The 22,107-nt window shown below is 49.0% G+C and carries 13 protein-coding genes; 10 read left to right on the top strand and 3 right to left on the bottom strand.

Annotated elements, in window-relative coordinates:
* Positions 1-1,308: 1,308 nt before the first annotated feature.
* The 8 genes from L881_RS0107970 (at position 1,309) to L881_RS0107935 (ending at position 16,181) form a co-directional block, all read left to right on the top strand.
* Positions 1,309-3,744, top strand: coding sequence for an acylphosphatase (locus tag L881_RS0107970; protein ID WP_084055447.1), 2,436 nt, complete (start codon positions 1,309-1,311; stop codon positions 3,742-3,744).
* A gap of 215 nt (positions 3,745-3,959) precedes the next feature.
* The gene (rfbA, locus tag L881_RS0107965) at positions 3,960-4,838 is read left to right on the top strand and encodes a glucose-1-phosphate thymidylyltransferase RfbA (RefSeq protein ID WP_025733168.1); all 879 of its coding nucleotides are present in this window, start codon (positions 3,960-3,962) and stop codon (positions 4,836-4,838) included.
* Between the two features lie 45 nt (positions 4,839-4,883).
* A complete protein-coding gene (gene rfbC, locus L881_RS0107960) occupies positions 4,884-5,438 on the top strand; it encodes a dTDP-4-dehydrorhamnose 3,5-epimerase (RefSeq protein ID WP_025733167.1) in 555 nt (184 codons plus the stop codon).
* 111 nt (positions 5,439-5,549) lie between these two features.
* Positions 5,550-8,168 (top strand): hypothetical protein, encoded by a 2,619-nt coding sequence (locus L881_RS0107955; protein ID WP_156926529.1) that lies wholly within the window; start codon positions 5,550-5,552, stop codon positions 8,166-8,168.
* Between the two features lie 42 nt (positions 8,169-8,210).
* Positions 8,211-11,333: a glycosyltransferase gene (locus L881_RS0107950; RefSeq protein ID WP_025733165.1), complete on the top strand. Its 3,123-nt coding sequence runs from the start codon at positions 8,211-8,213 to the stop codon at positions 11,331-11,333.
* Positions 11,334-11,432: 99 nt separating this feature from the next.
* Positions 11,433-13,742: a glycosyltransferase family 2 protein gene (locus L881_RS13435; protein ID WP_025733164.1), complete on the top strand. Its 2,310-nt coding sequence runs from the start codon at positions 11,433-11,435 to the stop codon at positions 13,740-13,742.
* Between the two features lie 350 nt (positions 13,743-14,092).
* Positions 14,093-15,355, top strand: a complete 1,263-nt coding sequence (locus L881_RS0107940; protein ID WP_025733163.1) for an AAA family ATPase — start codon at positions 14,093-14,095, stop codon at positions 15,353-15,355.
* Entirely contained in the window at positions 15,348-16,181 is an 834-nt protein-coding gene (locus L881_RS0107935) for a DUF4435 domain-containing protein (protein WP_025733162.1), read from the top strand. The genes L881_RS0107940 and L881_RS0107935 overlap by 8 nt, the downstream gene beginning before the upstream one ends.
* A 422-nt stretch (positions 16,182-16,603) precedes the next feature.
* Here L881_RS0107935 and L881_RS0107930 read toward each other — a convergent pair whose 3' ends face one another.
* The 3 genes from L881_RS0107930 to L881_RS13995 all read right to left on the bottom strand — a co-directional run bounded on the left by L881_RS0107930 (position 16,604) and on the right by L881_RS13995 (position 19,257).
* Positions 16,604-17,221, bottom strand: coding sequence for a nucleoside deaminase (locus L881_RS0107930; RefSeq protein ID WP_025733161.1), 618 nt, complete (start codon positions 17,219-17,221; stop codon positions 16,604-16,606).
* A 300-nt stretch (positions 17,222-17,521) separates the two neighbouring features.
* Positions 17,522-18,673: an ATP-binding protein gene (locus tag L881_RS14000; RefSeq protein WP_245587955.1), complete on the bottom strand. Its 1,152-nt coding sequence runs from the start codon at positions 18,671-18,673 to the stop codon at positions 17,522-17,524.
* A 101-nt stretch (positions 18,674-18,774) separates the two neighbouring features.
* On the bottom strand, positions 18,775-19,257 hold the full coding sequence (locus tag L881_RS13995; protein WP_245587954.1) for an AlbA family DNA-binding domain-containing protein: 483 nt from the start codon (positions 19,255-19,257) through the stop codon (positions 18,775-18,777).
* A 661-nt stretch (positions 19,258-19,918) separates the two neighbouring features.
* On the opposite strand from L881_RS13995, the gene rfbB reads away from it, so the two are divergent.
* Together rfbB and rfbD are read left to right on the top strand one after the other, a co-directional pair.
* Positions 19,919-21,004 carry a dTDP-glucose 4,6-dehydratase gene (gene rfbB, locus L881_RS0107920; protein ID WP_025733160.1) on the top strand — a complete coding sequence of 362 codons (1,086 nt, stop codon included), beginning with the start codon at positions 19,919-19,921 and terminating at the stop codon, positions 21,002-21,004.
* Positions 21,001-21,906, top strand: coding sequence for a dTDP-4-dehydrorhamnose reductase (rfbD, locus tag L881_RS0107915; RefSeq protein WP_025733159.1), 906 nt, complete (start codon positions 21,001-21,003; stop codon positions 21,904-21,906). Before rfbB ends, rfbD begins: the two co-directional genes overlap by 4 nt.
* Positions 21,907-22,107 lie beyond the last annotated feature (201 nt).

The raw sequence follows: 22,107 nt of genomic DNA, 5'->3' as shown, positions 1-22,107 counted from the left end.
GGTGGAAAAAATGCTCTGAGAATTTCGAGTTAGCGCTCCCTGACGCGATATTGCAAGTTATTTTATCCTTAGCAAATGATCTAGGATTGCTTCAACTTCTGGATTAGAATACGGGAGCAATTTTTTGAGCTACCAGACAAAATTGATATGAAGTAGGTCTACACTGAAGACGGTGATCTCCATACTCTCCTGTATGTATGAAAGTAGGGCTTGGTATGGAGTAAAAGTAGCTATTGACAAATGACGTGGGAGAGCGATCACCAAACGTAGTATATATACGATTGGTTTTAAAATAGCTGAAGGGAAAATCTACGGCATCCTTGTTACAGAATGCCTCATTGATAAGACCGAGTTGCTGATAAGGGCCTCTGTTTCAGAGGCTGGCCGGGACTATATCTGAGCAGGTAGATAACTCCGGTCATTTCTAAAAGATCAAATAACATTATACTCAATTTAGAGATTGATACCTTTACCTATAGATATCATTTTTATAGTAGAAAGCTTTTTTAGATGAATTATTTTCTCTATTAGCGAAAAATTTCAAGTCCATGATTTTTTTAAGTATATTTTCATCTGGTTGCAACGGAAATGAGAGTCGTTCTCCGCTAGCAGTTTTATATGATGAGGGTGTTGATTTGTAAGCATTTTTGATAACAATGCCGCTGTTAATCTAGAAATTAATTATTCTAATCAGAGCTTGTAAATTGTCGACTGTAAGCCTATTCTCAGTTGTTATATTGGGATGTTGATTTTATCATTAGGTTAAGATATATAAAATTCATTAAATTTATTATTATATAATAGATGTTAAAAATAGAAATATTAATAGAGTCCTATTGTTAACCAATAGTGTATCTATATGGGCGCCGAGTTATGAGAAATCAATAATTAGTGACAGTTATACTTTTCCAGCTGTTATTCCTTTTTCGCGGCGCTGCATTGCATAATTAAAAAGAAATATATTTATATACGTATCCAGTCTCTATCCAGAGGATTGGGGCTACTATCATCTAGAGTGTAGAAAATATAAATAGTTTTTTTATCTAATGCCTGGATAGGAAATTTCGTCGGGAAGACATGTTTATTTAGATGTTTCTTTAATACAATACTCAAATTAATGAGTTAGTGAGAATTATTTCGCTCAAACATATACACTACTATGTTTTTCTGACTTGCTATTATATAACCTATATCGTGCTTGTATAGACTATAGGGTGTTCTTATGCCCAATTTTGTAGTCATTCCTATTGACTGTGGGCTTGACTAAGAAAGCATAGAGTTATTTTTTAAATTCATGGTGTATTAATAATGAAAGAAGATATTCTTTTCCAGAGTATGAAGTCTTATGGTGTTAATAGCTCATCTAGGTGTTGCTATTCCTTGATATCAAGTGCGTTAGCACGTGGTATTAATGTAAGAATATATTCTCTTGATGATATTATGACATTATGTAGGGAATCCAATATCCCCTATAAAAAGCATTATCACCGGGTGGGGCAGATATTCTCATTAGAGTATGAACAAATATATGTTTTGAATAAAACTAAATTTTTCACATCTAAATTGCCATCTGCGTTCTCAAAAACATCTCTAAAGGAAGGCGTTTGTCCAGGTTTCGACTCCCCTAAGGGGATTGTGTTTAAAAAAAATAATTTTTCGCCGGAGTTACTAAAAAAGAAAAATATCTCCTTTCCCGTAGTACTAAAGCCGGTAAATGGGAGTATGGGGGAAGGGGTATGTCTAGATATTGGGTCCGTGAAAGAGCTATACCAGAAGATTAATGAAAGTAACCCTGGCGATCTCATTGTTGAGGAGCAGATTCAGGGAGATGAGTACCGGATTTATTTGATTGAGGGGAAGTATTATGGTGCTGTCAAAAGAGTGCCGGCACATGTGGTAGGGGATGGTAAGTCGACAGTTAGAGAATTGATAGTTAAAAAGAACAAGTTGAAGAGGGATAAATATCTCCCTTTGATTCAGGAAGATAAAGCTTTAGAATTCCTGAGTACTAAGAAACTTCAGGCTAATTATATCCCTGAAAAGGGAGTCATGTTGCCGCTTACTAGTGTATTAGGCAGGTCATCTGGAGGGGATGTCTATGATGTTTCTGCTAGCCTTCCAAAATGGATTCAATACAAGCTCAATGAACTTAGTGTATATTTTCAAGAAAGTCTGTGCGTTGGTCTAGATATCATTGCGAGTGATAAAAAACTCTATATTATTGAAGCAAATGGTAGACCACAGCTGAGCTCTTTGTTAGTACCAGACAGAGGGAAAGGGAAGAATATTGGTGATGCTCTAGTTCAATCGCTATTTCCTAATGCGCCATTGCTTCATAAAATGGGTAAAGGGATGGATAATATTAAAAAGGGAATTAGCCTTGCCAGAAAATATAATAAAAGTATTTTATTAGAGGCTGAGAAATTTGATTTCCATTCAACGTTGAATGATATCAATGACAAACGATATCATAATTATAATGTTCCTGTTCATATCAATCGGCTAATGCTTTTTCGTGAGGCTTCTGCGAGAGAGCTGCGGAGGCATGGGTGGACCAATGAGAAAGGCAATCAGCGCTGGTCTTTAAGTAGTGCTCAGCGCTCTATAATATTTCGTGAAAATATGCCTTCCAATACTTCTCATCAAACTCGTACTTTGACGAATAGCAAGGAAAAAACCAAGAACAGGCTTTTGGAACATGGAGTTCAGGTTCCAGTAGGCATACGTATCAAGGCTAAAGATACTGCTCAAGCATCCAACTGGTTTGACTCACTAGGAGATTTTCCTCGGATTGTGGTCAAGCCACTTGCTGGGGCAAGTGGAAAGGGGGTTACATCAAATATTACTACCCAATCTGCCATGTTTACCGCTCTTGCTCTCGCCAATCTTGAGCATGAACAAGCTGTTCTGGAAGAACATATTCCGGGTTTCGATTACCGGTTGTTTGTCGTGAACGGTAAGTTCAAATACGCCATAAAAAGGCATCCCGCTCATATTGTAGGCGACGGACTCTCTACAGTAGAAGATCTGATAAAGCAGAAAAACAAGCTGAGAAACAATAACCCTTATAGCGGGAAATATCCATTAACGCTGGATAATGCCACATTGGCGCGCATTCAGCGTAAGGGGTACGATGCAATCTCAGTACTGTCTTTTGGCGAAATGCTCTATCTACAAGATATCGCCAACATTGGTGCGGGGGGAGATAGTGAAGATGTGACGGATCGAGTGCACTCTGACTTTGTTGAAATTGCTGAACGGACCTATAGCTCTTTTGATGACCTTGCATTCTGTGGTCTAGATTTGCTTACAGAAGATATTAGTCAACCTGCTTCTTCTCAGCGTTATGCCGTAATCGAAGTTAACGTGAATTGTGATTTGGCGATGCACCATTTCCCGACTCGCGGACAGTCTCGTAATGCTGCTGGGGCCATTCTTGATGCACTATTCCCCGAATCTGAGGTAGTACCTGCGGTTAGTCGAGAGCTGCATATTACCGGTAAGGTCCAAAAAGTGAATTATCGGAAATGGTTTGCTAAACAAGCTGTCATTCGAGCCATTAAGGGAGAAATACGTAATTGCCAGGACGGTTCTGTTCATGCAATTGTGCAAGGGTCCCCTTCCGCTATTGAAGATTTAGTGAAGGTTGCCAGTAAAGGTCCGATAAAGGCGGATGTTAAAAAGATTGAAATTACTGAACAGGTGAAGAAAGACTCCTTCAGTAACTTCTCTATTGTACGCTAACTGTGGCCAAGTGATTTCCTATAAAAGGCCACGTAACGTTTTGAGCCTATTCTTCGCATAGGGATAAAGTGCTAGCTCGTCGACGAGTAGTGTTCACTGTCGGTTGTATGCTCGTACTATTTCTGGCTAATACTGGACAAGCATTGGTACTAAACTATAGTCATAGCACTCGCAGCTGATTGTTATTCCAAAGCAACATTGATAAGGAGAGCGTGTTGACGTGTAAAGGTATTGTTCTGGCGGGAGGTACCGGCTCGCGCCTTTACCCCATGACACTCGGCGCTTCCAAGCAGCTCCTACCGGTGTATGACAAGCCGATGATCTACTACCCAATTTCGGTGCTGATGTTGGCAGGTATTCGTGAGATTTTGATCATCTCTACACCGGAGGCGCTGCCGCAGTATCGCAAGCTTCTTGGTACGGGCGAGCAGTTTGGCGTCATCTTTGAGTACGCTGAGCAGACTCGCCCGGATGGGTTGGCACAGGCGTTTTTGATTGGGGAGTCATTTATTGATGGTTCCCCTGTCTGCCTGGTGCTTGGTGATAACGTTTTTCATGGTCAGCATTTTTCCGAGCAGCTTAGGCTCGCCGCTGAGCGGCCTCACGGTGCCACAGTTTTTGGGCAGTGGGTGAAGGATCCCGAACGTTTTGGAGTCCTCGCCTTCGATGAGGCCGGTAAGGTATGCGGCATCCATGAAAAACCCGTTGCCCCGCCATCTCCTTATGCGGTAACCGGGCTTTACTTCTATGATGCCGATGTTGTTGATATTGCGCGTCAGGTGAAGCCCTCTGTACGCGGAGAGCTGGAGATCACTTCGGTCAATACTGCCTATCTCGAGCGCGGTGATCTGTTCGTCGAACGACTGGGGCGTGGTTTCGCTTGGCTGGATACCGGCACACCGGAGAGCCTGATGGAGGCCAGCCAGTATGTGCAGAGTATCGAACACTGTCAGGGGCTAAAAATTGCCTGTCTGGAAGAGATTGCCTGGCGTCAGAAGTGGATCGGTGAACAGGAGATACTGGCGCGAGCGGCGCTGCTGGCTAGAACAAACTATGGCGACTATCTCAGGCGGCTGATAACCCAGAAGGTGTGAGCTGGGCCTTACCTTGCCACTGTTGGTCTTTAGACGGAGTAGAACATGCAGTTTGAGCCACAACCCATCCCGGATGTCATGCTGATTATCCCCCGACGTTTTGAAGACGGTCGGGGTTTTTTTATGGAAACGTTCCGGCAGGATCTGTTCGATGCGCACTGCGGGCGTCATGAGTTCGTCCAGGATAACCACTCGCGCTCGTCGCTGGGCGTGCTGCGCGGCTTGCATTATCAGATTGATCAACCGCAGGGAAAGCTTGTGAGAGCCATTACGGGTGAGATCCTTGATGTGGCGGTAGATATACGCCGTGATTCACCGTTTTGTGGTCAGTGGGTCAGTGCCCATCTCTCGGCAGAAAATGGCCATCAGCTATGGTTGCCGCCGGGCTTTGCTCACGGTTTTCTGGTGCTGAGCGAAGTCGCGGAAGTGGCTTATAAGGCCACGGATTACTATGCGCCCAGCTGCGAGCGTTCGGTACGTTGGGACGACGCAACACTGGCGATCGACTGGCAGCCGCAACGTTGGGCCTGGGAGGGGCTGCCTGCTCTTTCGGAAAAGGATCGCAAGGCACCCGCATGGGCGGACGCCTCGCCTGGTTGATTGGGTGGCGGTGTGCGGAATGCAGGCCGTGTGGAAGAATAGAACGTTATATGGAAGAATCCAGCAAGGCTGTCGTAGGGAATTCGAATCGATGATGCGCGAGAAGATGAAATGCAAATAACAGAACGTAGTAGCGGCGCAGTGATGTCGGCACCTTTACAATCCTTGGCTCAAGGGGCCATGTTCTGGCGCCCGGACCATATCGAACCGTCACCCTGGCTCGACCATCTCCCCTGGATTTTTTGGCTGATGGAGGCGCTGTCCCCGCAACGTTGTGTGACATTGGGGGCGCGTACTGGCAGCCCCCATACGGCATTTTGCCAAGGCGTTAGTCGTCTTAATCTGGATGCCGAATGCGTGCTGGCGGCAGAAGATGAAGATGATGAAGCGGAGTCCATCCACGAGGCAGCTGATCGGCGCTATGGAGCGATTGCACGACGTCTCAATGTGCTTCCACGGCGTGGTGCCAGGCAGGTACCCGCCGGTAGTGTGGATATTCTTGCGCTGGATTTCGCACCGGATGATCCCGAGTTTGATGATACCCTTGATCGTTGGCTATCGCGCATGTCGGATCGCGGCATTGTGCTGATTCCCGGTATTAACCGCCGTGAGCCGGGGTGTGCTGTTTATGAGCACTTTGAGGCGCTACAGGACACTTATCCTTCGCTCACTTTCCTCCATGGAGATGGATTAGGAATCCTGGTAGTGGGCTCACGCCCCACCAGCCTGATCGAGACATTGCTGGAGCGCTGGAGTGAGCCAACCGCTGCGCGTACGGTGCGTGATGTCTTTGCCCGGTTGGGCCGAGGCTGTGCGGATCAGGCGCTGGCTAATGTTCAGCGTGCCCGGCTGAAGGGCATGAAGCAGCGTCTGGATGAACTGATACGCGAGCGGGATGAACGAGACTCGTCACTGACTGATCTGCGACGCCAGATCCAGGAACGCGAGGAGCATCTGGCGAGCCTGGAGTCTGAAAAACAGTCACTCAACGACAGCTATACCGAAAGCCTGTTGGAGCATGAGCAGGCTGAGTCTGCGTTGACAGAAACGCAGACACGTCTTGCATCAGTAGAAGCGACGCTTCGTACCTCTGAATCGCAGGTGAGTTCCCTGGAGTCGGAGCTGTCCGATCAAAAGGCAAATGTGCAGACACGTTTTTCGGAACTGGCAGCGCTTACGGCGATGTCAGAGGAGAAGGATCGTGTCATCGAAAAGCTTGAGCTTACGGTAGCGGATCTGAAACTGCAGGCTCAGGAGCGCGATACACGTTTGGCGAGCCTGGAGTCGGAAAAACAGGCACTCAACGACAGCTACTCCGACAGTCGGTTAGGCCAGGAGCGAGCCGAGGGTGCACTGGCAGAGGCGCAAACGCGTCTTGCCTCGGTGGAATCCGCGCTTCGTACCTCTGAATCGCAGGTGAGCGCTCTCGAGTCGGAGCTGGCCGCGCACAAGGAAAATATCGAGACGCGCTTCTCGGAGCTGGCGACGCTGACAGCATTGGCAGAAGAAAAGGATGCCGCTCTTGAGAAGCTGCAACTCTCAATGACGGAGCTTGAACGTCAGGCTCATGAGCGCGAAGTACGCCTGGAGTCTGAAAAGCAGGCACTCAGTGATAGTTATACCGAGGGCCAACGGAGACAGGAGCAAGCCGAAAGCGCATCGGCCGAGGCGCAAACACGTCTCGCCTCAGTGGAATCTGCGCTCCGTATCTCTGAATCGCAGGTGAACACTCTCGAATCGGAGCTAGCCGAGCACAAGGAAAATATTCAGACACGCTTCTCGGAGCTGGCGAAGCTTACGGCGCTGGCAGAGGAAAAGGATGCCGCTCTTGAAAAGTTGAAGCTCTCAGTGACGGAACTCGAATCTCGAGTCAGCGGGTATGAGCATGAGCTTACGGCTGCGCAAGGCTCACTTTCTGAGGCGGAACAGCGCCGAAACGTGCTGGAGGCTGAGAACACGGAGCTCAAAACGAGCGCTAGGGCCAGCGAGAGCGCTCTTGAGCGTGAACTGATTTCCATACGCGCTTCACTTGCTGAGGCAGAGCAACGCCGTGATGCTTTGGAGAGCGAAAACGCGGCTCTCAAAACGGCCGAGAAGAAGGTTGTATCGACTGATACTGCATCAACAGAAGCCATCGCTCGCATGCGCGACCTGGAAGCGATGCTTCATGAACGTGATGAAAGCATTGCCGCTCGCTTCAAAGAGCTTGCGATTCTGACGCAAACACTGGAAGAGCGCGATCGAGAGATCTCGTCCCTCAAGGGAGAAACTGATTCTTCGTCTCTTTCTCTCTCTGATACCGGTGATAGGTCAGATATCGCAAGGGAGTCTATCGCCGTGCAAGCTCAATCAGGTACTGGCGCTGAGGCAGCTACTTCCCGATGGGGCCTCGGGCGTTTTTCGTTAGGCGGCGAGCATGATAAACGAAAGGAGAAGCGGCGGCTGCGACGCAAGCGTCAGGAAGCTCTCGCTGAGCTGGAAGCAAGTGATTGGTTTGATGCTCAGTGGTATCTGGCGCAAAATCCGGATATTGCCAGTGATGAAAGCTATGCACGCTTCCCGGCGCTGCATTATCTCAAGTTTGGAGGATTTGAAGGGCGTGATCCTTCACCCCATTTCGATAGTGCCGGTTATCTCGATGCCTACCCAGATGTCGCCATGACGGAGATCAATCCGCTGCTGCACTTTATTCGTAATGGTATTAAAGAAGGGCGGGAGCCGAGGCCTTAGCGTGCTCTCTGCGCAAGTGCCGAGTCTATTGATGACGCAGCCATGAAAAATCTCTTAAAACGATGGTTTCGTCTGCGCGGTCGCTCCGAACCGCACCATGAACTGCTTCAGGCGTCGGCCTGGTTCGATGCTGATTGGTACTGTTCACAGCTTGAAGCTCATGAGCGTGGCAGCGCTTTGGCCGATCCCGTTGGGCATTATCTATCTGTCGGCGCGGCACACGGGTTGATGCCGGGGCCGGATTTCGATGCTGCGTGGTACTTGGCTGCTTACCCTGATGTGGGCCAGGCCAATATGAATCCGCTCGTCCATTTCGTGAAATTCGGTCAATTCGAAGGACGCTTGCCACGTCGGAATCGCGCGCTGGCATGGGATTTCCATCTGTGGCGTGGTGCCGATGCGGCAATGTTGCCGCGCCTGGAGCGGCTGCTGGAGTCATCGGCAGGTAGTGAGGAAGAGCAGGGTACGGCCCGCTGGGCGCTGGGGCGCTGGTGGGCGCGCCATGAAGATCCTGCCAAAGCGCTTGATTATCTACTGCCACCGGCAGGACTAAGCATTTGGCCGCGTAGCGTGGCTCCGGGGCTGCTGGCGCTGGAGTGTCTGCACCGCACCGCTGCGCCAGTTGAGCGATTGCGAGAAGTGCTGAGCATTCTTGAGGAGCGTTGCCCGCAGGATACGAATCTTGACCTGGCCCGCGCTAATCTTTCGCTCTGGAGCGGAGCAGGGGAGGGGGCGTGTCTGGCCTCGCTCAATGCGCTTTGGGGGCGCCATGAGCTTATGCCGATCTCGATAGCGCCAGAGGATGCGCCACTGCTTGATCGCTTGCTCGCCGCGAAGGAATCGCCCGTTCATCAGCGAGATAAAGCGCCACTGGTTAGTGTCATCGTGCCGGTATTCAGCGCTGCGGGCACGGTAGCGACGGCAATTCGTAGCCTGTTCGCACAGAGCTGGCGCTCTTTGGAGATCATTGTTGTTGATGATGCGAGTGAAGATCAGACACTTGCGGTGCTGCGACAACTCGAAAGCGAGTGTCCGGCTAACATAACCTATAGAATCCTTCCACAGGAGACCAATCAGGGCGCTTATGTTGCGCGCAATGCGGGTCTTAACGCCTGCACAGGTGCCTTCATCACTACCCATGACGCGGACGATTGGTCCCATCCAGAAAAGCTGGCCCGTCAGGTTCAGGCGTTGCAGTATCCGGTTGATTCAGCACGCCCTCCGGTTGCATGTGTAAGTGCCTGGGCGCGGGTAACCCCGAGCCTGGAGTTTCATCGCTGGCGCCTGGAAGAGGAGGGCTTTGTGCATCGAAACGTCTCCTCGCTGATGTTTCGCCGTGAAGTGATCAAAAAGCTCGGCTTCTGGGATGAGGTCAGCGTCAATGCCGATTCGGAGTATCTGGAAAGAGTTCGCGCTGCTTATGGCGCTGGCGCACTCGCCGAGGTGCTACCGAACGTGCCGTTGGCCTTTGGGCGTGCCTGGGAGCTTTCACTTAGCCAGCATGGCGAGACGCATCTGCAAACTCAGTTCATCGGCATTCGCGCTCAATATATGGCCGCTGCCCGTCGTTGGCATGAGCGCGCGGCGAGCGCGGACAACTTCTATCTTTCTGCCGGTGGCGATGTTCGCCCCTTTCCTGCACCCCTTGGTCTGTTGCGTCGTGAAGTCACCGTGACCGAGTACGATGAGCGGGACAGAATTGAGGCGTCAGGGCTGTTTGATGCTGGGTGGTATCTGCGGCGGTATGTGCAGTTGCATGACACTCGGGTCGAAGCCTTCGATCATTATTGGCGTGAAGGTCGTTTTGCCGGGCTGGACCCTAACCCCGGGTTTAGCCAATCCGGTTATGTCAGCCAGCTTAACGATGAGGTTCCCTTGAGTGAGGCGTTATCGCACTTTCTGGATGCTCAGGAGTGTGGCCTGATTGATCGCACTCCATCGGGCGATGAATCCGCCTTGGCTCATGCGTCGCCGATGCCAGCCTTGAAGGGAAGGCAGCAAGCGAAGCCGAGCGCGACAACAGTGCTGCTGTGTGGTCACCAGGCGGGGGCTCATCTATACGGCGCGGAGCGCAGTTTGATTGATGTGGCGCGAGGCTTGGATGAATTGGGGTATCGCCTGGTGATAGCGCTGCCGGAAGCCATGAATCGCGATTACATGCACTCTCTGCTGGCGCTATGTGACTGGCTGGTTATTTTGCCGTATGGCTGGCAGCAACAGGGCAAGCCGCCCGAGCCAGCGACAGTGGCTCACTTCCACGCGATGATTGAGCGTTTCTCCATTCAAGCGGTTGCGCTCAACAGTCTGGTGCTTGATGAGCCTGCGGTGACGGCAAAACAGCTTGGCATTCCGGTTGCGATTCACTTAAGAGAGCTGCCACATGCAGATTCTGCTCTGTGTGAGACATTGAATGCAGACGCGAGCTGGATCGTGGAACATGCTCGGGCACAGGCGGATCTATTGATCGCCAATTCCAGCTTTACCGCACTTCAGTTTGCTCCTGTCCCCAGCGCAAGCCATATCGCTGCTAAGGGAGGCGTTGTCAATAGCGCTTCCGTGACCATGGCGACCGTTCCCAATACCATCGAGATGCAACCGCTGTTATCGTTGCCCTCTACAGCGCCTGAACCGGAGGAAGCCGTCAAGGTAGGTATTCTCTCCAGTGGTCATACCAAGAAGGGGTTGGCAGATATTGAGCACCTGATAGGAGCACTTGCCCGCGAGGAGGTTCGCTTCGTCGTTTTTGGTGATGTTGACCCTGCGCTACGGTCGATGGCAGCCAGACTGAATGAAGGGAAAGTCTGTTTGGAACTGGCCGGTTATGTGAGTTCTCCCGCTGAAGCGCTGGAGCGTGTTCATGTGGTCTTGAGTCTGTCACGCTTTCAGGAGTCTTTCGGTCGCACCGCACTGGAAGCGATGGCGGCAGGCCGCCCCTTTGTCGGGTATCATCACGGGGCCTTGCCCGAGGTGGTGGGCGATGCGGGAGTTCTGATCGAGTTTGGCGATACTACAGGACTGGCCCGTGAGCTGATGATCTTGAAGCATTCTCCCGAGCGCGTACTAGCGCTGAGGCAGCTTGGGCGGGAGCGAGCGGTTGAGCGCTATGGGTGGGCCGCCTATGTGAATTCACTGAAAGAAGCCTATACCGGTCTGTTGGGTCGCTGAGCAGGTGGCGCTGAGAGGCGTCCATGTCGCAGGGATAGGGCAGGTTTTATACGTTCGGCACCCATGCCGGAGCGACGCAGGATGTGACGGGAGCCGTTGGTGAAGCTAGCTATTGCAGCAATTGTTAAAGATGAAATTGATTCGCTGGCGGAATGGATTGCCTATCATCGCGTCCTCGGCGCGGATCATTTCCTGATCGCAGATAATAAAAGTCAGGATGGCACCAGAGAGTACTTGCAGTCGCTGGAGCATAACAGCGAGTGGCTGGATGTTATCGACGTTGCCACGCCGCCGGATCGAGCGCCCCAACTGGTCGCTTATGAAAAACTGGCAGCGCTTTGCCCTGCGGATGTTGATCTGATTGCGTTCATTGATGCTGACGAGTACATCCTGCCGATGGCTGAAAGCGATGAAGCGCTTGATTCGCCGCGTCAGTACCTTCACGACTGGCTCAATGCCCGATTCAGTGATGAAAATATCAATGCGGTGACGATGAGCTGGGCCTGTTTCGGGTCGAATGGACATCGCTTCCGCAAGGAGGGGCTGGTGATTGAGCGCTTTCAGAAGCGTGCCAAAAAGGGGTTTGGCCCTAATCATCACTACAAATCCATCGTTCGCCGCTCTGCGCTGGAGCGCATGCAAAACCCCCATCACCCTGGGTTGAAGGGGGGAGAGATGCGCAATGCTGATGGGCGGCAGTTCGAATATCGCCTCTCCAAACAGGGCTTGCCCCGTCGTGGGCTATCCGAGGAAATATGCTGGCAGGGTGTGCGGCTTAATCACTATATCGTGAAGTCGGTTGAAGAGTTCGTGCTGAAAAAAGCGCGCCGAGGTAGTGCCGCCACGGTGGGATATACCAAGACATCTGTTTATTTCGAGCGCCACGACCGGAATGACGAGCCATGCGCCCTGGCGGCTTCGCTTGCGCCGTTGGTTAAAGCGGAGCTCGAGCGGCTTGAGCTACACGTAGATATTGAGCGCCGTCTGGCGCAAGAAGGCGCACTTGAAGGGAAACTTGATCTTCCTTTCTTTTCGCGCAAGCGCGCTCAGGGAGCCTCTCCCATTCGCCGGCTGGCCGTGGATTATCCTTCGGCAGAAGGGGAGAGCCGCACCGAAGCGGGACAGACTCTGGTTCAGGGATGGCTGTTTCTCACGGACAGTTTTGCTGACCTCAATCCTGAAGCGAAAATTGTCGCCAGCTGGACATCGGAATTCGAGCTAAAGCATGGTTTGACCAAAGAACGGCCCGATGTCGTAGAGCATTTTGGCTTCGACGACCCTACTGATCATCCTCAGCTCTGTTGCGGGTTCAAGTTTTTCCTGCCTCTGGGCGTTTCCCGGTGCAAGCTGGAGCTGGAACTTGGTCAGCAGCGCTGGCCCCTGCAAAAGTTGAAAATACATTCAGCCGACAAAACGCCGCAGGAGTGGGAAAAGGTCTATTCGGGGGAAGATGGTTGGCTGTTTCTACGTGCCGATACCAACATGAGCCTGGAGCAACAGTGCGGTGCGCTTTTGCTGACCGACCAGGGGCTGTCGCACTGGCAGGATTATTTCGACACTCTGGCGACTAAAACGGCATCGAGAAATATCACCAGCCGTTTTCTAATTACGCCCTCCAAGGAGACGGTGCTGGAGCAAGCATACGGCACACCCCGCGCGCCGTTCACTGCTGTTGATCAAATTCTGCGGTTGGCCCCTTCCGATACACTCTACCCGCTTGCGGTACTGCGCGAGCTCGGCGATGAGGCGTTCTATCGAACCGATACCCACTGGACACACCAGGCGGCCATGCGTACCGCGATTGAGTTTGGCGTCTCCATCGGGCTGGAACGGCAAACACTACAAGAGCTGTTTCATGAAGATCAGTATCGTGAAGTGGATCACAAGGGCGATCTTGGTGGAAAGCTGGAGCCGCCGGTACTGAAGCCGGTCAAGGTGTTGAAATCCTTCTCCAATGCGAAGCTCAAGGTTTACGACAACGCGATACCCAATTTCGGCCGTCTGGTGGTCTTTGAAAATGAATACGCGCCGGCTGAAGGCACCTTGCTACTGTGCGGCGCTTCGTCCAGCACCGCGTTGTTCAACTACCTTTCGCGCATGTTTGCCCGCGTAGTATTCGCACATACCGCTGGCAACCTGGACGAAGTCTTGCTGGATGCCTTTACGCCCGATTATCTGCTGATGCAAACGACGGCGCGGTTTGCCATTCGCCCCCCCGTGGCTACTTTTTCATTCCAGGAATCTCTGCGGGAAAAGATCGCCGCTGCCGATGACGCGGAGTTCGAGCGCATCGAAAAGAGACGTGCTGTGGCGATGCCCCCTTTAGATACAGCTTCTAGCGAACCGGTCTGGCAGCAGTGGGAAGAGCTCTATCAACGCCTTGTGCAGGAGCATCGGCCTGGTGGTTAGTAAAGTGGAGTGGGCCAGTTCAGTTATGTGGCCCCAGCTTTTAACAAAGCTGGAAGGCGTGTGAGCTGAGAGGAATTAACTTGGAGAGTTTTGTGGGAGGCAACCCGGTCTAGGGGCCTGAGTTGTTTTGGTTCTCTGTGTCAATTGATGGCCTATCTGGGGCTTGTGTAGTTATGGTTAAACATATGATCCTGTACGGAGGTATCATTGGTTAACTTAGTTAAATAACTATTCGGTTATCTGCTCGGTTTTAGCATTACATATTCGATGAATATCGCCTGCAATATATACATATTGGATTGTTTTGTAATATCGTATATGTTTAATTTTTTAATTTTAAGGTATTGATATTGTATAAAATAGCGGAAGTTGAAATTAATGGGTTTTGGCATCGCTTTGATGCTGCCTGTTTATTTAACAATGATGTTAATGTTATTATAGGGAAAAACGGTACAGGAAAAACAACTTTTATTAATATAATTAATGCAGTCTTAACTGTTGATATTAATGGATTGCTTGAGAATCAGTTTGATTCCGCTAAAATTAAATTAAGAGGTAACAATAAAGTAAAAACAATAAAGGTCCAAAAAATAGAAGGTGATGACGGTTCTTCTGCTCATTTAGAATATGTGATATCTAAGTCTAAGTATTCTATGAGGATAGCTTCGATTGATGATCGTCAATATCCTATTAGCATGAGGCGTAGGGTGTATGAACATACTTCAAAAATAAGAAACGAATTGAATAGTTTGGTTTCTATTTCATCACTATCAGTTTACAGAATGAGGAATGACAGTGATGAAGAGTTAAGGGGTAATCGAGGATCTAAAATATTATCACCTGTAGATCAAAGATTAGATCAAGCTCTGCAAAATTTAACAAAGTATCAGTTGGATTTGGCTGAAGAAGCGCAGAAAGTATCTATTCAACTTCAAAAAGAGGTTTTGGCATCTATCTTGTATAGTGAGGAGGATGCTAATGAAAATTATAAGATTCAATTAGAGTTTGAACAAGAAAGGGAAAGGCAGTCTCTCATCGGAGCATATACTCAACTAGGAGTTATGGATACAAGTATTAGGAAAAAGATTAAGTTCCATGTCTCAGCAATTGAAAAAACTCTCTATGAAATAAGAAATGGTAAAAGCGAGAATATTAAGCCTATTGATGTTGAGCCATTAGAGGCTTGGCGTAAAAGTAAAAAAATAATTGATTTTTCACTCTCGGCCCAAAAAAAAACAAAACAAATATATTCCCAAATTGAATTGTTTATTGAGATTTTGAAGGAATTTATTACGGATAAAACTATCGAATTTTCTTCTGGGAAATTAATTATTTTAGGTAAGTATGGAGAAATTAGTTATCAGAAGTTATCTTCTGGTGAGAAACAATTGATAATTCTAATGGTAGAGGCGTTGTTACAACAAAAGAGTGATCATGTTTTCTTGACAGATGAGCCTGAATTATCACTGCATATTAGTTGGCAAAGAAATATAATACCGGCCGTAAAAAGGATCAATCCCAATTCTCAGGTTGTTGTGGCTACTCATTCCCCTGAGGTGGCATCAAAATACAAAGATAGTATTTTTGATATGGAACAATTGATTCATGAGTGAAATAGATTATTCTATAGATGCTAGTAATGTCCTAAATAAATTTTATCGAAAAGATAAGATTGTCTATGTTGAAGGAGATGATGATGTAATTTTTTGGGAAATTATTTTTTCAAAAATAGCGGAGCTTAGTATTAAATGTATTCCTCTTGGAGGAAAGGAAGAAATAGCAAAAAAGATAAATAAGTCGATAGGTGAGGATGTGGAATATCTAATAGCAAAAGATTCGGACTATGATTATATTCAAGGTGGAAGAGAGTTCCCTTTTTTATTAAGAACTTATGGATATTCTATTGAAAACAGCATGATTACAAGAGAGGCCATTTTTAAAATTTTGAAATATATGTCTAAATCACTTTCAAAGTCAGTTCTTATAGAGAAATGCGATGAATGGATGAAGGAGTTAGATGAATGTTTAGAAATTATAACAATATATGATATATTGTGCCGACAAACTTGTAAGAGTGTTTCTATAACACCTAGTGCATGTAATATTTTTTTAGAATCTAAGCAATCATATAGAATTTGTTCTGATAAGATAGAAAAATATATAGAAAGTAAATGTATAAAATTCACATCCGAAGAGATTGATAATTGCAAATATAATATAAAAGATCAAGGGCTGTTTTTTTATGATATTGTAAGAGGGCATTTTTTATTTTCTATGGCATTAAGGTTTATCACTATAATGAGTAAACGATCGAATAAATCAGGGAATATGTCGAATGACTCTTTTTTTGCTAATTTGTCCCCTGTTTTTGAGAATAATTTTCATGATGGTCATAAACATTTCTATTTCTACCAAAAGCAAATAAAAGCAATATTTTGATTTTTATGGAGATGAGGTTTTATTATAGCCTATAGTATTATACATTCCTTTTTAAAAGTTCAGCTATATAAAGATATGCATTGATACTCTTATTGTAGCTATCTTTTAATTTGTTATCATTTGTATAAGTAAAATAATCTATGTGTGTACTAGGGGGGCTATGCGATGGGAAAGCAAATGATCAGGCGCAGCTTTGGAGAGGCGCAAGGGCGCCGAAAAGACTACCTTCATAGCTCGCGGCTCGCTCTGCGGGCCTCAAAGGGGAAACGAGCTGCGAGTTGGGAGTGAATGGAACGTGGCGTCCCTATACAGTTGGGATTACATATCAATGGTAGATGATCCCTTCTTCTACTCCTGTATAAAACAAGACTTATCGATCGTCGGAAAGCCGCCGAGTTGAACACTCTACATGTATAAATAGCCTAGTTCAGAGGGATGCCATTGTTGGCTTTATGTTTGTGATAGTGTTTGGACATGTCCGCATAGGATTTTGTGATTGTTTCTACACGTGCTTCAAAGCTAGCCTTATATTTTATATCGGCTTCGTCAATCAAGTCTTTAATTGAATAGGCTGTCCAGTACTTGTTTTGTTGTCTATACTCGCCTGGTGATAATGTGAAAACCTCTTGTAAAATATCCAAATCATGAGGAATAGAGAATGAGGCCAGGGAGTCATGATGCGTGAAGAAATAGTAGAAGTTATCAAAGCCTGCCCATGTAATGGCAGAGAGGCACATGGAGCAGGGTTCATGTGTTGAAAGAAATATGAGCTCACTGGTTTCGGGGCGTTGAGAAGTGGGAAGCTCATAAAACTGCTTTAATAAATTTATTTCTCCATGCAATAGTGGGCTGGTTATTTCATCATTGGTTGCTGCTAGGAATACAGAAAAATCGTTTTTTCTTAACAAAGCGCCACCAAATAATTTGTTGCCCTTTGCAATACCTGCTTTGGTTTTTGGAATGATATCCGACTCAATGGCAGAGAGTAGTTGATTTATAAAAGCGATGGAATTTTTATTATTGGATACATTTTGTTTCATAATCAAGCATTCCTTCCAATTCAACGGTTATCCTTTTAATTTCACTTGCACAACATGCAATATCTTGACTTGGTGCTTCAATCTAGACTGAATAGATGAGGGGCTATAGCAAGGTCGGCGCTAATGTATTTTTTAACTGACCCTAAGAATTTACCTCTCTGTAAAGTTATATGATTGTCAGCTACTGAGCAAATCATTCCTGCACGAAGCCCAAATAGTGCCAATCAGGTGGAAGGCGAGGATACGTCCATCTCAGCCCTTTTGCTGTGTTATTGCCCTTGGTGGCTGTGAAAGTGTGGATCAGTTATCCAATTCAATGCCTTGCTGTGCCAGCCATTGACGGCCTTTCTCTGTTATTTGGTAGGCCTGCTCGGGGTGATTGACCACTTCAGTATGGAGATAATCGAGCAGCCCTTCTTGTTCCCGCAACTTGTTCAAATGGGCCGTTTTCAAGGCAGTAACGGTTCGGCCCAATTGGCTGGCTAGCTGTTCCGCCTTGAGTGGCTTGATTGCACAAAGCCAAGTGATTACCGGCCAAAGGCTTTCCTTACGGGCCTTGGGGGTCGGTTGGGCAAGGCGCTGGCGCAATGCCAAAGGCAGGTCACTCGTATTTGCGTTGAGGTCACTCGTATTTGCGTTGAGGTCACTCGTATTTGCATCGTTGGCGGCAAAGGCAGGGAGCTCGCTGAGTTCTGACAGCCGGTAGTAAGTGGCTGGTCCTGCTCCGCCTTTAACCAACAAATGATACTGATGATGCAGACGGCTCAGTACCTGGCTTGCTGCAAGGGTATCAAGCCCTGTGATAGCGCGCAGGCCAGCGTTGTCGATGGCGCCCGTTTCCCAGGCCAGGATCAACGCTTTGGCTTCGTCGTTACTGAGCTGGAGGTGGCCAAATTGCTTCAACCAGCCAAGCTGCTCTTCTCCTAATAACTGGTGCAGCAGGTAGGTGGCCAGAAATTGATTGTAGAGGACCTTGCTCAAAAACACCGGTGCGGTCAGCCCCGCTTTCTCAAGTAAACCACGCATAGTGCGGATACCTGAACCCTTGGTTTCAGCAAAGTTGATGTCATAAAGCACGCCTGCTAACACTGGATTTCGCAGTATCGACCCTACATCTCCCAGACTGGCCTCGGGCTTGAGAGAGTAACCGGCATTATGGATCTCGATACGATTGCTATAACGTACTACCAGTATGGGTTGATTGACCCGGTAATCTCTGTGCATCACGGCATTTACCACTGCCTCGCGGATTACTTGCTGTGGCAATAGCGGATGGTCTGTGCGTTGGGTTCGTCCCTCTTCCAGGCGAAAATGTCTGGGCAGATCGTCAAGAATGGTCGCCTCTAGTCTGGGGATCAGCCGCAGTAGCGACTCTCGCAGGTCGAGTGTGGTTTGGAACCGTTTTTTGGGGTCTTCCACCCACTGGTTGCCAGCAATGCGCACATAATCCACCCGGGCTGCTGGCAGTAACCGTCTTAAGGACAGGGGCTTACCCAGTAGCAGCAGTGCGGCAATGTTGGGTAGCCAGCTATCGCTACACTTCTCTACCAGCCCTAGGCGTATAGCATCTCCTGGTCGGATACTTGTAATTCGGGTGCGTTGGGCCGCACCTGCGCGCGTAAGGTACGGTAAAGGGCAAGGGCTTCCGAGTCTAAATCGTCCCACTCGGTATCAGGTAGCACTACCCGCTCAAACCCTAAGCCACTCTTGGCCAGTAGCAGTGGTTCTAACTCTGTCTGAGTACATTCGTAGTCGCCGTTGGGGCCGCGTCGCCAAACACCACTTTTACGCTTGTTTTTGCTGTCGAATCGACCTTTGAAAGTGCAAGGTTTGGCCGCAGGGGCCAATTCAGATACAAAGATAACCAGCACCTTCTTGCCTTCCAACAGCGTTACTTCGGCCTCGCAATGAATGGGCTGCTCAAACTGTTCGCGGCAGTTGGCTTGCAGGTTACCCAACAATTGATCGCTATTATTGATGCCACATACAACAAAGCTTGCTTGAGTAGCGCTGGGTTCATCGACACCCAGTAGCAAATACCCCCCCCGCCCAGGCCTGGCTCGTTGGCAAAAGCACAGATACTTTGCATTACCGATGGGCTTATCTCACCACCGCGTTTTGCCTCGATACGGGCGCATTCATCCAATTCCCTTAGCTGGTCCAGTAACTGCGCTGAGGTAAATTCCATCATGCAAAGGGGTTCTCTTTGGTAAAGGAAAGGACGTATCGGCTATATTACCGTACCAACAACATTTTGCTCGATATGCGTGCTGTCATGTTCCACGATGGATATCAACATCGTGCTGGAGCCGTTAGCGTCACTGTATCACGCTGACCCGATACCGAGCCGCTGGCAGTAACCGCCTTAAGTCCAAGACCATAATATCCCCCTCTCAGACACAGGTGTTTCACGTGAAACATTTCTGAGAAACCCTACCTCAATACCACTGGGACAATGAAGAAAGCCGATCATCTACGATTGGCTTCCAGCGTCGCAAAGAACTCGACTTGCTGAAGGGCATGGTAGGCAGCAAGGCTTGCTGGAAGGGTAGCGAGTCGCGCGGCTGTTCCATGGCCTTTTTCCCATTGTGATAGTGCCCCACCAACTCTCCCACCTTCGTTTTTCGTCATCACTTTGCTAACCTCCCTCTTGGTATCTCCCCCACCATTCACCCCTTCTTTCTATCAGAGGCCGCTGTGTCTTCCATTCTTGTCACCGGCGGTGCCGGTTTTATCGGTTCCGCGTTAGTGCGTTATCTGATTAACACCACAGACGCGGTGGTGGTGAATGTCGATAAACTTACTTACGCCGGTAATCCTGAATCTCTCTCTTCCGTAGCTGGCAGCGAGCGCTACCATTTTGAGCAGGTGGATATCTGCGATAGTGCGGCGCTTGATCGCGTTTTTCAGCGTTATCAGCCGAGTGCGGTGATGCACCTGGCGGCTGAAAGTCATGTTGATCGTTCGATTGATGGCCCTGCGGAATTCATTCATACCAATATTGTGGGCACCTATACGCTGCTGGAAAGCGCGCGGCGTTATTGGGCTTCGCTGGAGAAGGACGCCAGCGAGCATTTTCGCTTTCTGCATGTTTCCACCGATGAGGTGTTTGGTGATCTGGGCGAAGACGAGCCGCGTTTCACTGAATCCACGCCTTATGCGCCGAGTTCGCCCTATTCCGCGAGCAAGGCCAGCTCCGACCACCTGGCGCGTGCCTGGCATCGGACCTATGGCCTGCCGGTGGTGGTCACCAACTGCTCCAACAATTACGGGCCTTATCAGTTTCCTGAAAAGCTGATTCCGCTGATGATTTTGAATGCGCTGGAGGAGAAGCCGCTGCCGGTGTATGGCGAGGGGCGGCAGATTCGCGATTGGCTGTATGTGGAAGATCATGCCCGAGCGCTTGTGGAGGTGCTGCGCCACGGTGAGCTGGGGCAGACCTACACGGTGGGGGGGCATAATGAGTGGCGCAATATCGAGGTGGTGCACGAGGTGTGTCGCTTGCTTGATGAGTTGCGTCCACGCGCCAACGGCCATCGTTACGACCAGTTGATTACTTATGTGAAGGATCGACCAGGGCATGATATGCGTTACGCCATTGATGCTTCCCATATAGAAGCGACGCTTGGCTGGCGTCCGCAGGATAACTTCTCCAGCGGTTTACGTAAGACCATCGAGTGGTATCTGGCGAATCCTGAATGGTGTCAGCACATCTTTGAAGGCAGCTACCAACGCCAGCGATTAGGCATGGGACATGCTTCTGTGAAGGATGGCGAGTCATGAATATCTTGCTTCTGGGAGCTAACGGTCAGGTGGGCTGGGCATTAAGGCGCTCATTGAGCGTATTGGGCCGTGTGACCGCGCTAGGGCGTGAGAATACAGCGGTAGGCTGCGGCGATCTCAATGATGCGGAAGGTATCGAACGTACCCTGATGCAGTTGAAGCCTGACGTTATCGTCAACGCGGCTGCGTATACGGCGGTCGATGCCGCTGAGGAAAATCAGCAACACGCCTTCGACATTAATGCTCAGGCTCCCGCGCTGTTGGCCCGACTGGCGAAGCGGCTGAATGCGCTGCTGGTGCATTACTCCACCGACTATGTTTTTGATGGCAGTGGCAGCAGCTCTTGGCAGGAAGATAGCCCCACTGGGCCGCTGAATGTGTATGGCGCGTCCAAACTGGCAGGAGAAAAGGCCATTTGCGCCAGTGGCTGCCGAGCCTTGATTCTGCGCACAAGCTGGGTCTTTTCCACTCAGGGAAAAAGTTTCATTAGCACCATGATGCGGTTGATTCGCGAAAAGCCTGCCCTATCGGTGGTGGCGGATCAGTGGGGGGCACCCACCAGCGCCGAGCTGATTGCCGATATGACCGCTTTTGTACTGCGTAGCGTTATAGTGGAAAAGGCTCCGCTTACTTCTTCTATATTGCATCTCACTGCTGCGGGTGAAACGAGCTGGTTTGAATATGCGTGCTTTATTAAGCAGCTTTTGGAAGAAGCCGGTGAAAAGCCATTAGCGGAGATCACGCCAGTTACCACCAGTGAATATCCCACACCAGCAGCCAGACCCCTGAATTCTCGCCTGAATACCGAGAGCATCACAGCACTAACGGGCCTAACGCTGCCCGCATGGCAACGGGGTGTCGAAAGGGCTGTGGTTGAGCGTCTTTGGTATGGGATGCGTTGATGTGTTATACGGCTTACTTTCGGCATGCGGTAGTTGAGTCCCACTTTGCCTTGGTCAAGCACTGGGGGAGGTCCCCTCAGGTTCAGGGGTGCCAGGGGGCATCAGAGTATTTTGAATATCGTTTGCTACATTGCCGTCAGCTCGCTTGGCTTAGAGAAGTTCTGGTAATAATAAAGCCGATATATCCTACCTTTATTGTAA

Origin of the sequence: Carnimonas nigrificans ATCC BAA-78, assembly GCF_000526695.1 — a bacterium.
Taxonomy (GTDB): domain Bacteria; phylum Pseudomonadota; class Gammaproteobacteria; order Pseudomonadales; family Halomonadaceae; genus Carnimonas; species Carnimonas nigrificans.
This window is presented reverse-complemented; position numbering and strand designations above follow the sequence as displayed.

Bases quoted from the DNA above. Each gene is read 5' to 3' on its own strand.
- L881_RS0107970 (WP_084055447.1), top strand. From the start codon at position 1,309: ATGAAAGAAGATATTCTTTTCCAGAGTATGAAGTCTTATGGTGTTAAT.
- rfbC (WP_025733167.1), top strand. From the start codon at position 4,884: ATGCAGTTTGAGCCACAACCCATCCCGGATGTCATGCTGATTATCCCC.
- L881_RS0107955 (WP_156926529.1), top strand. From the start codon at position 5,550: ATGCAAATAACAGAACGTAGTAGCGGCGCAGTGATGTCGGCACCTTTA.
- L881_RS0107950 (WP_025733165.1), top strand. From the start codon at position 8,211: ATGAAAAATCTCTTAAAACGATGGTTTCGTCTGCGCGGTCGCTCCGAA.
- L881_RS0107935 (WP_025733162.1), top strand. From the start codon at position 15,348: ATGAGTGAAATAGATTATTCTATAGATGCTAGTAATGTCCTAAATAAA.
- L881_RS0107930 (WP_025733161.1), bottom strand. From the start codon at position 17,221: ATGAAACAAAATGTATCCAATAATAAAAATTCCATCGCTTTTATAAAT.
- rfbD (WP_025733159.1), top strand. From the start codon at position 21,001: ATGAATATCTTGCTTCTGGGAGCTAACGGTCAGGTGGGCTGGGCATTA.